Source organism: Chryseobacterium sp. AC405b (genome assembly GCF_979258685.1).
Genome location: NZ_OZ409877.1, coordinates 2,490,981 through 2,505,374, shown reverse-complemented (window position 1 = coordinate 2,505,374; position 14,394 = coordinate 2,490,981). Strand labels below are relative to the sequence as shown.

Annotated in this window: 16 protein-coding genes; 4 read left to right on the top strand and 12 right to left on the bottom strand. The window is 35.2% G+C overall.

Features of this window, described 5'->3' with window-relative positions; all coding sequences use genetic code 11:
* Positions 1-173 precede the first annotated feature (173 nt).
* Positions 174-1,211 (bottom strand): DNA polymerase III subunit delta, encoded by a 1,038-nt coding sequence (gene holA, locus ACZZZA_RS11965; RefSeq protein WP_463432027.1) that lies wholly within the window; start codon positions 1,209-1,211, stop codon positions 174-176.
* 8 nt (positions 1,212-1,219) lie between these two features.
* On the opposite strand from holA, the gene ACZZZA_RS11960 reads away from it, so the two are divergent.
* Together ACZZZA_RS11960 and ACZZZA_RS11955 are read left to right on the top strand one after the other, a co-directional pair.
* On the top strand, positions 1,220-1,648 hold the full coding sequence (locus ACZZZA_RS11960; protein ID WP_463432025.1) for a type I restriction enzyme HsdR N-terminal domain-containing protein: 429 nt from the start codon (positions 1,220-1,222) through the stop codon (positions 1,646-1,648).
* 220 nt (positions 1,649-1,868) lie between these two features.
* Positions 1,869-2,612, top strand: coding sequence for a dienelactone hydrolase family protein (locus ACZZZA_RS11955; protein ID WP_463432023.1), 744 nt, complete (start codon positions 1,869-1,871; stop codon positions 2,610-2,612).
* Between the two features lie 50 nt (positions 2,613-2,662).
* On the opposite strand, the gene ACZZZA_RS11950 is transcribed toward ACZZZA_RS11955, so the two are convergent.
* The 10 genes from ACZZZA_RS11950 to ACZZZA_RS11905 form a co-directional block, all read right to left on the bottom strand.
* Positions 2,663-2,893 carry a hypothetical protein gene (locus ACZZZA_RS11950; RefSeq protein WP_463432021.1) on the bottom strand — a complete coding sequence of 77 codons (231 nt, stop codon included), beginning with the start codon at positions 2,891-2,893 and terminating at the stop codon, positions 2,663-2,665.
* A gap of 2 nt (positions 2,894-2,895) precedes the next feature.
* Positions 2,896-3,264, bottom strand: coding sequence for a cupin domain-containing protein (locus ACZZZA_RS11945; RefSeq protein ID WP_463432019.1), 369 nt, complete (start codon positions 3,262-3,264; stop codon positions 2,896-2,898).
* Complete coding sequence (locus ACZZZA_RS11940) at positions 3,261-3,788, bottom strand: GNAT family N-acetyltransferase (RefSeq protein WP_463432017.1); 528 nt, start codon at positions 3,786-3,788, stop codon at positions 3,261-3,263. The genes ACZZZA_RS11945 and ACZZZA_RS11940 overlap by 4 nt, the downstream gene beginning before the upstream one ends.
* A gap of 17 nt (positions 3,789-3,805) precedes the next feature.
* Complete coding sequence (locus tag ACZZZA_RS11935; protein WP_463432015.1) at positions 3,806-4,411, bottom strand: DUF2911 domain-containing protein; 606 nt, start codon at positions 4,409-4,411, stop codon at positions 3,806-3,808.
* Positions 4,412-4,524: 113 nt separating this feature from the next.
* On the bottom strand, positions 4,525-5,019 hold the full coding sequence (locus tag ACZZZA_RS11930) for a hypothetical protein (protein WP_463432013.1): 495 nt from the start codon (positions 5,017-5,019) through the stop codon (positions 4,525-4,527).
* 23 nt (positions 5,020-5,042) lie between these two features.
* Positions 5,043-5,474, bottom strand: coding sequence for an SRPBCC family protein (locus ACZZZA_RS11925; RefSeq protein WP_463432011.1), 432 nt, complete (start codon positions 5,472-5,474; stop codon positions 5,043-5,045).
* A 109-nt stretch (positions 5,475-5,583) separates the two neighbouring features.
* Entirely contained in the window at positions 5,584-8,766 is a 3,183-nt protein-coding gene (gene carB / locus ACZZZA_RS11920) for a carbamoyl-phosphate synthase large subunit (RefSeq protein WP_463432009.1), read from the bottom strand.
* A 59-nt stretch (positions 8,767-8,825) separates the two neighbouring features.
* Positions 8,826-9,179: a four helix bundle protein gene (locus tag ACZZZA_RS11915; protein WP_463432007.1), complete on the bottom strand. Its 354-nt coding sequence runs from the start codon at positions 9,177-9,179 to the stop codon at positions 8,826-8,828.
* Between the two features lie 40 nt (positions 9,180-9,219).
* Entirely contained in the window at positions 9,220-10,293 is a 1,074-nt protein-coding gene (locus ACZZZA_RS11910; RefSeq protein WP_463432005.1) for a carbamoyl phosphate synthase small subunit, read from the bottom strand.
* 149 nt (positions 10,294-10,442) lie between these two features.
* Positions 10,443-11,333, bottom strand: coding sequence for an aspartate carbamoyltransferase catalytic subunit (locus ACZZZA_RS11905; RefSeq protein ID WP_463432003.1), 891 nt, complete (start codon positions 11,331-11,333; stop codon positions 10,443-10,445).
* 244 nt (positions 11,334-11,577) lie between these two features.
* On the opposite strand from ACZZZA_RS11905, the gene ACZZZA_RS11900 reads away from it, so the two are divergent.
* Entirely contained in the window at positions 11,578-12,039 is a 462-nt protein-coding gene (locus ACZZZA_RS11900; RefSeq protein WP_463432001.1) for an Lrp/AsnC family transcriptional regulator, read from the top strand.
* Between the two features lies 1 nt (position 12,040).
* Positions 12,041-13,060 carry a hypothetical protein gene (locus ACZZZA_RS11895; protein WP_463431999.1) on the top strand — a complete coding sequence of 340 codons (1,020 nt, stop codon included), beginning with the start codon at positions 12,041-12,043 and terminating at the stop codon, positions 13,058-13,060.
* A gap of 24 nt (positions 13,061-13,084) precedes the next feature.
* Here the strand turns inward: ACZZZA_RS11895 and argH are convergent, their stop codons facing one another.
* Positions 13,085-14,389 carry an argininosuccinate lyase gene (gene argH, locus ACZZZA_RS11890; RefSeq protein WP_463431997.1) on the bottom strand — a complete coding sequence of 435 codons (1,305 nt, stop codon included), beginning with the start codon at positions 14,387-14,389 and terminating at the stop codon, positions 13,085-13,087.
* Between the last annotated feature and the right edge of the window lie 5 nt (positions 14,390-14,394).

Genomic DNA, 14,394 nt, shown 5'->3' with positions numbered 1-14,394 from the left:
CCCTTTTCAAAAAGATTTAATTTTTAAGACGACAAAGTTCGTAATTTTTAATATTTAATTAAAGAAAAATTAATGATAGTTTTCAATATTTAATATGTGAATAGTCAATGGTTGCCGTTAATTGTTTTGTGTTCATTGATATAAAATGATAGACAAATGACTGATCAACCAAATTACACCTTCATTTTAATCTTATCCACATTGATAACTTTATACACCAATTCTTTGATCAGTTCGGCTTCGCTCATATTAACTGCACCCAGTCCTTTCCCTTTCATATCATATTCTCTTAAAATAGAAATCACTCTGGTAGAATGCTTTAGCGGATACAATCTTGCTGCCTCTGCATAATCTTTTAAAAAGTAAGGATTTACGCCCATTTGCGATGCAATCACTTGTGGTGACTGACCTATCATTGTATTGTAAATGATCACATTAGAAAAATAATTGTACAAACTGGAAAGCAACATCACAAACGGATTATTTTTAGGATTTTTGCCCATAAAATGAGCAATTTTGAATGCTGCATTCGCATTTTTTGTACCTAAAGCTTTCTGAAGTTCAAAAACATTGAACTCTTTGCTAATACCTATGTGATTTTCAACAATAGTTCCATCTAAGATCTGGTCATCTTTCAGAATAATCTTTAACTTTCCTAATTCATTTGAAATTCTGGAAAGGTCGTTCCCAAGGTATTCTGCGAGAAGATGAGAAATATTCGGAGCTGTTTTTATTTTAAGTCTGATACATTCATCGGCAATCCATTTTGGGAGATTGTGGTCTTTTAGAGATTCGCTCAAAAAAAGAGCATTTATTTTCGTTAAAGTTTTGGTGACTTTTTTTCTGCTGTCTAACTTTTTATGTTTGTGTGCAAAAACCAAAACTGTAGAAGGAACCGGGTTTTCAACATACGTTTCTAAAGCTCGGCTTTCTTCGTCATTAAATTTCAAATCCTGCGCCTCTTTTACGATAATCACCTGTTTGTCACCCATCATCGGAAACTGTCTTGCCAAAGAAAGAACTTCCTGATACGTTGTGTCTTTTCCGTAAGTCACAGTTTGATTAAAGGCTTTTTCGTCCTCTTCCAAAAAGTCGTGTTCAAGAGCTTTTACAGCAACATCAATAAAGTAAGGTTCTTCTCCGTGGAAAAAATAAATCGGGAGAACTTCTTTATTTTTAATATTTTTGAGGATTAAATCTAATTCTTTCATCGTAATAAATGGAACTTCCCAAACTGAATTTTCAGGAAACTTTTGATTTTAAATTCAAGAAAGACAAAGATAAGTTTTTTATCTATGATCTGGTACGCAAAACATACCTTTTGCTAACGCCTGAAGAGTGGGTACGACAGCATTGGATTCATTATTATCTTACGGTAAAATCATATTCTGTATCGGCTTTGATTACCGAGAAAAAGATCGTTCTGAATGGTTTAACCAAAAGGATTGATCTTCTCGTCACTGAAAAAGCACAACCAAAAATTCTGATAGAATGTAAGGCTCCGCAAATAAAATTAACCGAAAAAACTTTTGAACAAACCGCACGGTACAATTCAATAATTGGAGCAAAAGAAATTGTGCTGACCAATGGATTTCAGCATATCAATGCGTCTTATGAAAATGGAGAATATCAGTTTTATAAACCTTAAAATATTTTATACCATTTTATTAAATTGTAAGTTATTTTTGTTAATTTAATTGCAATTATCAATTAGGCACATTGTTTGTCATTGACTTTTGATTTCATGATTGAAATTTGAAAATCTGACGAAATTCTAGCCCCGATTGCAGCGGAAATCCTTTTTTTGAAAAAAAAAGATTGTAGCGGAAAGCGGGAAACAGCTTCTGAAAAAATTAAAATAAAAAGATATGATAAAATCGATTTTCATTACCGCAACATTGCTTGCTTCAGCAACCGTTTTCAGCCAAAATCTTAAAAAAGTTTCTTATCAGGACGGTTCACAAAAACTCAACGGTCTGGTTACTTCCAATGCAGGAAAAAAGCTTCCTGGAGTTTTGATTCTCCCCGCCTGGAAAGGAATTGACGAGGAAGCAAAAACCGCTGCCGCAGATTTGGAAAAGCAAGGTTATATTGCTTTTATTGCCGATATTTATGGTGAAGGAAATATCCCGACCGATAATGCTTCTGCAGGGAAAACTGCCGGTTTTTACAAGAAAGATTATGTGGCTTACCAGAAAAGAATTTCTTTGGCACTGGAACAATTGAAGAAAAACGGAGCTATTGCTGATAAAATTGCAGTAATCGGGTATTGCTTTGGCGGAACCGGAGCACTGGAATCTGCAAGAGGAAAACTACCGGTTGTGGGTGTGGTTTCGATTCATGGAAGCATTGGGAAAGATCAATCACGACCGAATGAAGCTATATCAACTAAAATTTTAGTGGAAAATCCTGCAGATGATAAGGGCGTTACGCCGGAAGATTACAACAATCTGGTTAAAGAAATGAATGAAGGCAAAGCTGATTGGCAAATCATCACTTATGCGAATTCAAAACACACTTTTACCGACCCAAAATCTGCAGATTATAATCCCGTAATGGCAAAAAGAGCGTGGAATCATACTTTGATGTTTTTGAAAGAAATTTTGAAATAATTCAATTGGACACAATCAAAAAATAACCTCAATGATCTGAGGTTATTTTTTTATATTTCGGTTGTTTTATTACAATTAGAACACCACCAATATTCTTTTTGTTTATCTTTCAACTTCGTTTTTGTTTTCTTTTCGCAATTTTCACATATACATTCGTCGACTTCATTTTCTTTAGCTTCATAATCACAGTTAAAACAGCTCCAACTCGTCATATTAGACTTGTCATTCATAAACCATGTAAATGAATTTTGTTTGCATTCAGGACAAATTTGTAACGCCATAGTTAAAAGATTTCTTGTTCTCTATTTACCAATTCCATTGAAAAAGCAGGCAGGCAAATCGCAATATATTCACAAGGTTCTGAGAACGGATTGCTGTACCGCACTCTTGCTCCTTTGTCAATTAAAATGCTTTGACCTTTCTCTAAAACTATAATTTCGCCTTCAATTTCAAATTGCTTTTTTCCTGAGATAACCAGGGTAAACTCATCAAACTCGGGAGTCTGATGCGGCTCGCTCCAATCCGGAGGGGCAACCATGTGAGCAATCGAAATATTAGGGTTATTGGTAGAATTTCCCCAATGTTCTTCAATTAATTTTCCATCAGTTGTCGGAACTACAAACGGGGATTTTTGAATTTTATATTTTTTCATATGAATGATTTCTTTTTAATTTCATAGACAAAATTGGTTCTTGCAGGCTCACCAAAATAAGCAACTTCTTCTTCGGCAATTTTTTGTCCGCCCAATCTTTCCAAAGCGATTTGTGAACGCAAATTCTCTTTGCCAATATGGAAATAAACTTTCTCTGTAAACTGAAAAATATAATCAATCATCAGCTTTTTAATTTGAGGATTGATGCCTTTTCCCCAAGAATTAGTTCCGTAAAATGTATATCCGATAAAAATGCTGTTTTTAGATTTATCAAAATCGTAAAAGCGGGTACTTCCTAAAATATCTCCTGAAGATTTTTCAATAATTTTAAAAGCGCCCCGACTTTCCATTGCGCCTTTGAAAAAATTTTCAAAAACTTCTCTTTTATAACGGTCTTTATTCGGATGCTGCTCCCAGATTTTAGGATCGGAAGCGACTTCATACAATAACTCAAAATCCCCTTGCTGTAAGGGGATTAATTGATATGTTTCGTTTTCTAAAACAGGTTGAATAGAAAAGTTCATGGGTATAATTTTGAATCTTAGCTTTTTGCTTTTGCAGCATCAGATTCTATTTTTTTAATTTCTTTTAATTTCTCTGCGATTTTTGTTACCGCTTCCGGTTTTGCAGGTTTTAAAGGAACTTCTGCCTGAGCCATATCCCATTTGATGACCAGATTTCCTGAGTTTTCATCTGTCGGGTTGATGGTAATTTCAAACCACTCTTGTTTATCAGCTAACTTATTAACCGGAACAGTGACGTCTACTACATCGTTTTTAGCATCATAAGTGTAAGCACCCCATTGCTGAAAATCTTTATTTAGAATGACTTTCCAGTCTTTTTCTGTTGGCACGATAAATAAACCGTAAGTTCCTGCCGGAACAACTTTTCCGCCAAAATTCACAGACTGTCCGAATGTAATTTTTGTTGAAGAGTTTGCTCCCGCTCTCCACACCTGGCCATAAGGAACTAATTCTCCGAAGATTTTTCTTCCTTTCACACCCGGTCTTCCGTAATCGATGCTTATTTTTGACATTGAAAACTGCTGCTCAACTTTCTGACGCGGGCTTGCTGCCGGTACCGAATAATCCTGTGCAAAACCGAAAGCTGAAACTGATATGCAAACTGCAAATAATATTTTTTTCACTTTTTTTTAATTTTGATAAAATTACGAAATCGAAGTTATAAATTATCGGCTGATCTTGATAAATTTTGTTAAAGTATTAATTTCTGAAGGATATATTTTTTTTATAATATTTCTTAGCCAATAGCAGATGCCATCATGGCCATATAATAATTGGCACAATGCAGAGAACATAGTAAAAGTATTTCTTTATGAGAAAATGTTTCAAAAATAGCAGACGTTGAGAGTTGATATTCATAATTCATGATTTTCCATTTAAAATCTGGCTTCATCAACATAAGTTCCGTTCCTTTTTGATCGGTAAGCAGATAAGAATCTTTGAAAACACCTTGATGCTTAAAGATGAAATCTTTTTCTGCATTATCAAAATAAGTTTGAATGACGATCTCTCCGTTCCAATTCATTTTGAACTTTAAAAGTACGTTCTCATGATCTTTTATTTCAATAGTTGTTCCCCAAAAACCTTTTGGTTCGACTTGGTATTTTGAATGTAAAATTTCTATTTCAGCATTAAATTTGAACCAGTTTTTATAGATAATGCGCCCAATTTCTTTTCCATCTTTCAAAACTTCAAAATATAAAGAGTTCTTTGATACTGCTTGATATTCCATGACTGTGTTTTTATTTTTTAGAGTCAGTTGTTCAATATATTTTCTAAATTTTCCAAATACTGTGACCAAGCGCCTGAACAACCTTCATAGCATTCAAATTGTGGAACTAGGCCATCATGAGTAAAAACAATTATTAAATGGTTGTTTTCTTTAGAAATGTTGAAACTGATTTTGGTTCCTGTCCACTCATTAGTTTCTTTTAAAAAAGATAAATTGCTGTCAACAACTTCCCAAACTATTTTTTCATTGGGAATTAATTCCACTAATTTTTGAACGGAATTGTGCGCTCCATTTCCGGCACTGAAAGTAAATTCATCATTCAGTTTTTCATAATTTCCGGTAATGATCTCGTTGTGTAAACCAACCCACCATTTTTTTGGATTGATTAAAATATTGAAAACCTCCTCTGCCGATCGTGAAGTTGAAAATGTATACGAGAAATTTTGTGTTGACATTTTTAATCATTTTATTAAAATCTAAATTATACAATTTTTCTTATCTATTGATCATAAAAAAAACGCACCTAAAAAAGATGCGTTTTGTAATATATTCTTAATCTGAAAGCTACATTGCCTCCATCTTAAATGTCATGCTTTCAATCACTTTCAGGATTGCTTCCACAGTATCCATTGATGTTAAACAAGGTACACCGTTTTCTACACTCATTCTTCTGATCTGGAAACCGTCTCTTTCAGACTGTTTTCCTTTGGTCATGGTATTGACAACATATTGAACTTTTCCTTTCTGAATCAGGTCGATCAGATTGACACTCTCCTCTCCTATTTTGTACCCGATTTTACAAGGAATTCCTTGTTCTTCAAAGAATTTTGCCGTTCCTTCGGTTGCCCAGATTCTGAAACCAACTTCATGAAACCTCGCTGCCAAATCTGCCGCTTCCTGCTTGTGTTTATCTGCTACCGTAAACAAGATTGACCCGTGCATCGGAACTTTTCTTCCTGCTGCAACCAATCCTTTGTATAAAGCTTTTTCTAAAGTGGTGTCTTTCCCCATCACTTCTCCTGTAGATTTCATTTCCGGACCTAAAGAGATATCCACTTTCGTTAGTTTTGAGAAAGAGAATACCGGAACTTTCACGAAAACGCCTTCTTTATTTGGAACCAGTCCGTTTTGGTAACCTAAATCTTTCAGTTTCTGACCTAGAATTGCTTTTGTCGCCAAGTTTGCCATCGGAACATCGGTAATTTTAGATAAGAAAGGAACCGTTCGTGATGAACGTGGATTTACCTCAATCACATATACATTTCCTTCGAAAAGAACGTACTGAATATTCATTAAACCAATCACATTCAATCCTTTAGCCAATCTTTCGGTATAATCTACCAACGTTTTGATTTCTTCCGGAGAAACATTCTGTGGAGGATATACCGCAATTGAGTCACCAGAGTGAACTCCAGCTCTTTCAATATGCTCCATAATTCCCGGAATAATTACCGTTTCGCCATCACAGATTGCGTCGACCTCCACTTCTCTTCCCGTAATATAACGGTCGACCAATACAGGCTGGTCAGGACTCGCATCTACCGCAAATTCCATATAGTGAGCCAATTCTGCTTCAGTGTATACAATTTCCATTGCTCTGCCTCCCAAAACGTAACTTGGACGAACCAAAACCGGATAACCAATTTCGTTTGCAATCACAATGGCTTCTTCTTTTGAAGTCGAAGTTTTTCCTAAAGGCTGGGGAATTCCCATTTCCTGAAGGGCTTTTTCGAACTTATCTCTGTTTTCAGCTCTGTCAAGATCTTCAAGTGAAGTTCCTAAGATTTTCACTCCATAAGCTGCTAATTTATCTGCTAAGTTGATTGCGGTCTGACCTCCAAACTGCACCACAACTCCCATTGGTTTTTCAAGGTCGATGATGCTCATTACATCTTCTTCCGTCAAAGGTTCGAAGTATAATTTATCTGAAATCGAGAAGTCTGTAGAAACAGTTTCCGGGTTATTGTTGATGATAATCGCTTCGTAACCCATTTCTTTGATTGCCCAAACCGAATGAACCGTTGCGTAATCAAACTCAACTCCCTGTCCGATTCTGATGGGACCTGAACCCAAAACGATGATTTTTTCTTTATCGGTAACTACAGATTCGTTTTCCTCTTCGTAAGTTCCGTAGAAATATGGGGTTTCAGATTCAAATTCTGCAGCGCAGGTGTCTACCATTTTATAGACAGGCACAATTCCGTTTTCTTTTCTGAAATTATATACTTCTCGCTGTGTAGATTCCCACAGATGAGCAATATTCTGATCTGAGAAACCTAGTTTTTTAGACTGAATGAGAATTTCTTTATCAAATCTGTTGGCTGCAATTATTTTTTCGAAGTCAATGAGTTTCTTTAATTTCCAGATGAAGAATTTATCAATTTTACTCCATTCTACAATCTGTTCCCAATCATAGCCTCTTCTTAAGGCATCACAGATGATAAACAATCTTTCGTCATCACAAACTCTGATTCTTCTTTCGATATCTTCGTCTGTTAAAGCTGCAGCCTGTTTTGTTTTTAAACCTAAATGTCTCAAGCCTGTTTCCAGAGAACGTACTGCTTTCTGTAAAGATTCTTCGAAGTTTCTTCCGATCGCCATTACTTCACCTGTTGCTTTCATCTGAGTAGACAATCTTCTGTCCGCAGTCTCAAATTTATCGAAAGGGAATCTTGGGAATTTTGTTACCACATAATCCAAAGCCGGCTCAAAGCAAGCGTACGTTTTACCTGTAACCGGATTCATGATTTCATCTAAAGTCAATCCTACGGCAATTTTTGCAGCAATCTTTGCAATCGGGTAACCTGTCGCCTTACTCGCCAAAGCCGATGAGCGGGAAACTCTCGGGTTTACTTCGATGATATAATAATCAAATGAATCTGGGTCTAAAGCCAACTGCACGTTACATCCTCCTTCGATTCCTAATGCTCTGATGATTTTGAGTGAAGCATTTCTCAACATCTGATATTCTCTGTCGGAAAGTGTCTGAGAAGGTGCCACAACGATTGAGTCACCGGTGTGAACTCCCACCGGATCTATATTTTCCATGTTACAAACCACAATTGCGTTGTCGTTTGCATCACGCATTACTTCGTATTCTATTTCTTTGAAACCTGCGATTGATCTTTCGATCAAACATTGTGTAACCGGGCTGTATTTTAGACCTAGTTCAGCAATTTCTTTTAATTCGATTTCGTCGGCAGCAATTCCGCCACCTGTTCCGCCCATTGTGAAGGCAGGACGAACAATCACCGGATAACCGATTTCTTCAGCAAAACGAAGTGCTCCTTCTACTGTGTTTACAATATCAGATTCCGGAACGGGCTCATTTAATTCTCTCATCAATTCACGGAACAAATCTCTGTCTTCCGCTCTGTTGATGGCTGAAAGTGTAGTTCCTAACACCTCAACTTTACATTCTTCAAGAATTCCTGAATTTTCCAATTCTACCGCCATGTTCAGACCAGTTTGTCCGCCAAGAGTTGGTAAAAGTGCATCCGGACGTTCTTTTCTGATAATGTGACTTACAAACTGAAGTGAAATCGGCTCGATGTAAACTTTATCAGCGATTTCAACATCCGTCATAATCGTTGCAGGATTTGAATTGATCAAAATCACCTTGTAACCTTCCTCTCTCAGGGAAAGACAAGCCTGCGTTCCTGCGTAATCAAATTCCGCTGCCTGACCGATGATAATTGGTCCGGAACCGATTACTAAAATTGTTTTTATATCTGTACGTTTTGCCATTTTTCTTTTTTTTAGATACTAGATGTCAGATTTCAGATTTCAGACTTCCAATATTGTGTTTACTTTTTTAAGTTAGATTTAAATGAATAAATCATTCGTTGAATTTCATTTAGATTTGATATTAAACTGTTGACTTTTTCTGCATTTAATAAATTGAGCTCTCTAGTTAAGATCAATTGAGTTTGTAACTCAAAAGAAGAAGCATTTGCAATTCCAAGAAAATGGTAAAATTCTCTGTCATTGTTCCTTCCTGCTCCTTCCGCAATATTTGACGGAATTGAAACTGCAGATCTTTTAATCTGAGAAATCAAACCAAATTTTTCATCTTTTGGCAATTCAGCACAAATTATATAAACTTCTTTTGCAAGTTCTATTGATTTCTGCCAAAAAATTAATTTCTCAAAATTGTGCATGTAAAGTCTGTTATCTGATGTCTAATATCTGAAATCTAAATTATTTTTTAAAATCTTCCATCAACGTGATGAAATCATCAAACAAATAATTCGCATCTTCAGGACCCGGGCTTGCTTCCGGATGATATTGAACAGAGAAACAAGGGTGAATTTTGTGTTTCAGACCTTCATTTGTTCTGTCGTTCAATGCGATGTGTGTTTCAATTAAATCTGTTCCTTTTAAACTTTCCTGATCAACAGCATAACCGTGGTTTTGAGAAGTAATTGCCACTTTGTTTTTTTCTAAATCTAAAACCGGGTGATTTCCTCCTCTGTGACCGAATTTTAACTTGAACGTTTTAGCTCCGCAAGCCAACCCGATCAATTGATGCCCAAGACAAATTCCGAAGATGGGAACTTTTCCTAATAATCCGCGGATCATGTCTAAAGCATGTTGGTTATCTTCAGGATCTCCGGGACCGTTGGACAGCATGATTCCATCCGGATCCATCAGTAAAATATCTTCTGCCGTAGTGTCTTGCGAAACAACGATGATGTCACAGTTTCTTTGAGATAACTCTCTGATTATTCCTAATTTAGAACCAAAATCTACAAGCACAACTTTAAGTCCTCTTCCAGGGTTTGCATAAGAAGTTTTTGTAGAAACCTGCTCCACCTGATTAGTTGGAAAGGTCGTTGATTTTAATTCTTCAACAGTGGTATTTTCGTCTGCATCTGCATTAACGATTTTTCCCTTTACCACTCCTGAATTACGAAGAATTCTGGTCAGTCTTCTGGTATCAATCCCTGAAATACCCGAAAGATTTTTCTTTTTAAACAATTCCTGTAATGTAATCTGAGTACGGAAATTGGAAGGCAAATCGCAAATTTCTTTTACAATAAGACCTTTGATTGCAGGTTCTATGCTTTCGTAGTCATCACGGTTGATCCCGTAATTTCCGATCAGCGGATAGGTCATGCAAACAATCTGACCGCAGTAAGATGGGTCAGAAATCAATTCCTGATATCCCGTCATTCCGGTATTGAAAACCACTTCACCTGCTGTTTCCAATTCTGCTCCGAAACCTTCTCCATGAAATACTTCACCGGACTCCAGTATTAATTTTTTCTTCATTTTAACTTTTTATCTTTATTTCTATTTTATTCTTTCTCTTTAGACCACCCCGTCAAAAATTCTTTGAATTTTCGCCACCCCTCCAAAGGAGGGGAATTTTAGAGTCATTTATTTTTGAACTTTTACCTGGCTTTTAAACCTTCAGTTTTTTATTTGAAAGTAAACCCTTTCTCTTCCAAAGCATTTTTCAGAATTGCCATTCTTGCGAAAACACCGTTCTGCATTTGTTTGAAAATTCTTGAGCGTTCGCATTCCACCAAATCAGTATCGATTTCAACTCCTCTGTTGATGGGAGCGGGATGCATGATGATGGCTTCCTTTTTCATGTTTTTTTCTCTGCCCTTCGTCAACCCATATTTTCTATGGTATTCCGAAGCTGAAAAACTCATTTTCGCATCATGTCTCTCGTGCTGAATTCTTAACAGCATCAATACATCTACATCTTTAATCATCTCATCAACAGAAAGATAAGTTCCGTTAATTAAAGCTCCTTCGTCAAACCATTGTTCCGGTCCGGAGAAATACACTTTCGCTCCCAATCTTCTTAATGCTTCTGCATTAGAATTGGCAACCCGGCTGTGTTTTACATCTCCTACAATTCCTACTTTTAACCCTTCAAAAGTCCCGAATTCCTGATAAATTGTCATCAAATCTAGCATACATTGGGATGGGTGGTTTCCCGTTCCGTCTCCACCGTTGATGACAGGAATCGTTATATTTTTTAAATCATCAAAATATCTGTCTTTTTTGTCTCTGATTACCACCAGATTTACCCCTAAACTTTCAATTGTTTTTACCGTGTCATATAAACTTTCACCCTTATTGACAGAACTGTTTGAAGCATCAAACGGAACCACCTGCAAACCCAATTTTCTTTCGGCAATATCAAAGCTTGTTTTGGTTCTTGTACTGTCTTCAAAGAAAAGATTTGAGCAAAAAACTTCTCCTTCAATTTTAGCAGTTTTTCCGTTCGCAAAAGCCATCGCTTCTGCCAGTATACTGTTGATTCTCTCAGTGCTTAGTTCTGTAATCGTAAACATAATATCTTAAATTTTTTACAAAAAAAAAGCGAAGAAAATATCTTCGCTTAAAATAAATAAATATCGTAAAGGACGTCTACGCCCGGTAATTCTAATGATATAAATACTGTGTTATTCATTAGGTGCAAAGATATAACATTTGGTTAACATGGCAAAGTGAAATTTTAAAAAAATTAAAAAACTTCAATCACCTGGTAATTCTCATTTATTCTTAATATTTTTGTTAGAATTCAAAAACAATTTTATGGACGCAAAAGACAGGATGATTCTCAGCATAATTCAGGAGGACTCTACTTTCTCGGTGAAAGAAATTTCAGAGAAAATAGGCTTGACCTTTACTCCGACCTATGAACGTATCAAACAGTTAGAAAAACAGGGAGTTATTGAGAAATACGTCGGTCTTCTGAATCGTGAAAAACTGGGTTTGAATATTGTTGTATACTGCAATGTTCGTCTGAAAGAACAATCCAAAAAAGTGTTGGAAACGTTTGAGAAAAATATCATGCAGCATGATGAAGTTCAGGAAATCACCAGTCTTTCCGGTGAGTATGACTATATGCTGAAAATCATTGCCAAAGACATTAATTCTTATAACGAATTTACCGTCAATGTCATTTCAAATATTCCGAGTATCGGGCAATATCACAGTTCTATTGTGTTGCATGAGGTGAAGAAGTCTACTAAGTTTAAGATTGATTTGGGGTAAGATGAAATCAACAATAGGAATACTAATAGCAATTACTTTTTTGGTCTCATGTCGTGACTCCCGATGGAAAATAGAGAAGAAAAATCAATTTCTCATCGATAATAAAATTGATACAACAAAATACAAAACTGTCGCAGAACTTTATCGTGATGGACAAATCTCTAAAATAATAACTTCTGATAGCACAAACAATCATAATTATCTTCATTTTTATTCCCCATTACTCTTTGATAATAAATATGTTTATGTTGAGAAAAATCATTCTTCAGACAAAGACAAAAATGTAATCGTAAAATTAGATTCTACTGGAAATATTATTGATTCAATCATAATAAATAAATATTCCACAATCATTAATAATTTCATAATTGAAAAAGATTCATATATCAGTTGGTTTGTGGATAACAACAAGGAAATCAAAAAACTTGAAAATATTAATTATTTTTCGAAATCGGACACAACAAAATTAAAAGTGCTAATTAAAACATTTGAAAATGATGATGTTAAGTTTTATTCAAAATCAAAATATTCTTCAAACGACAATATCGATACTTGTAATTTTATTATTTCTTTTAAAAATAATAAGCTTCGGAAATTCAATTATTCAAAAAATATTCAACCTGAATATTTTTTAGATATTGATAATAATACCACTTTTGATTTTTCAGATAAATTTAAAGAACTTCCTGTAGCAACTTCCAACGATTTTCTTAAAGTTGATAATTTTTTTGCAAAAACTTCTGAAACATATATCAAAGGAAATAAACCAAACTTCAATTTGTATCTAAATGGAGGTGGTATGAATCCCTGCAATCGCTTTACAGGAAAATGTTTTATAACTCTGTCACCATCAGGAATAAAATTAAAAAGTACTAATCAATCTGTTTGTGACGATAAGAAAGCTCAAGAATTCTCTGACTTTAGAGCTTTTTTAGATAAATCGTTAAACTTTATTATGATCATTGATTACGATGATAAACTTAATTCAGTTTTGTATATATTAAAAAATAAAATACAGTAAGAGAATGTTATCATGATACAATTACTAACCCAATAATTTGTTTTTCAATTTATTAAACTGATATTCAATTTTATCCAGACAAAGATTCCCAATGCTTCCCTGATGAGTATGATTTAAATTTTTAATTTCAAAATCAAACTCATTATTTTCAATCTCCTGCCCTACTTTCACATACGCATCACGGAATGAACTTCCGTTTTTCACTTCTTCATTAATTTTCTCTACACTGAAAAGATATTGATACTTTTTATCTTCCAGAATTCCCTCTTTAACCTGAATATTGGGTAATGTATAGCTTAAAATCTCCAAACACTCTTTCAAAGAATCGATCGCAGGAAAAAGAATTTCCTTCGTCAGCTGCATATCTCGGTGATAACCTGAAGGAAGATTATTGGTCAGCAAAATAAATTCATTCGGCAACGACTGAATTCTGTTACAACGCGCACGAACCAATTCAAAAATATCCGGATTTTTCTTGTGTGGCATGATGCTGCTTCCTGTCGTAAATTCCTTTGGAAAGCTTATAAAATCAAAATTCTGACTTAAATACAAACAAACATCATACGCAAATTTCCCCAACGTTCCTGCCAAAGTAGCCATTGCCATCGACAACATTTTCTCTGATTTTCCTCGTGTCATCTGAGCATACACCGAATTATAATTCATCGACTGGAAACCTAAATTATAGGTTGTACTCTCACGGTCGATCGGGAAAGAAGAACCATAACCTGCCGCAGAACCAAGTGGATTTTTATTAATGATATTCTTCACCGAAAACAGCATTTCAACATCATCCAACAATGCTTCTGCATAGGCTCCAAACCATAATCCGAATGATGAAGGCATTGCAATTTGTAAATGGGTATAACCAGGAAGAAGAACATTTTTATGCTGTTCCGCCAGTTTAATTAATATTTGAAAAAACTCGTCTGTCAACACTGTGATTTCACGAATTTCATCTAACAAATACAGTTTAATATCAAGCAAAACCTGATCATTTCTTGAACGAGCCGTATGAATTTTCTTTCCTGTATCGCCTAGTTTTTCAATTAAAACAGATTCTATCTGTGAATGAATATCTTCCGCATTTTCATCCATTTCAAAAGTTCCGTTCTCGATTTCTTTTAAAATTTCCGCTAAAACAATTAGCATCTGCTCTGATTCTTCACTGGAAATAATACCGACTTCTGCCAACATTGTACAGTGTGCCATTGAACCTTTGACATCGTATTTTGCCAAACGCTCATCAAAGTCAAGATCTTTTCCGACTGTAAATTTGTTGACTACTATATTAGTGGCGTTATCGTCTTTTTGCCATATTTTTTTCATAATTC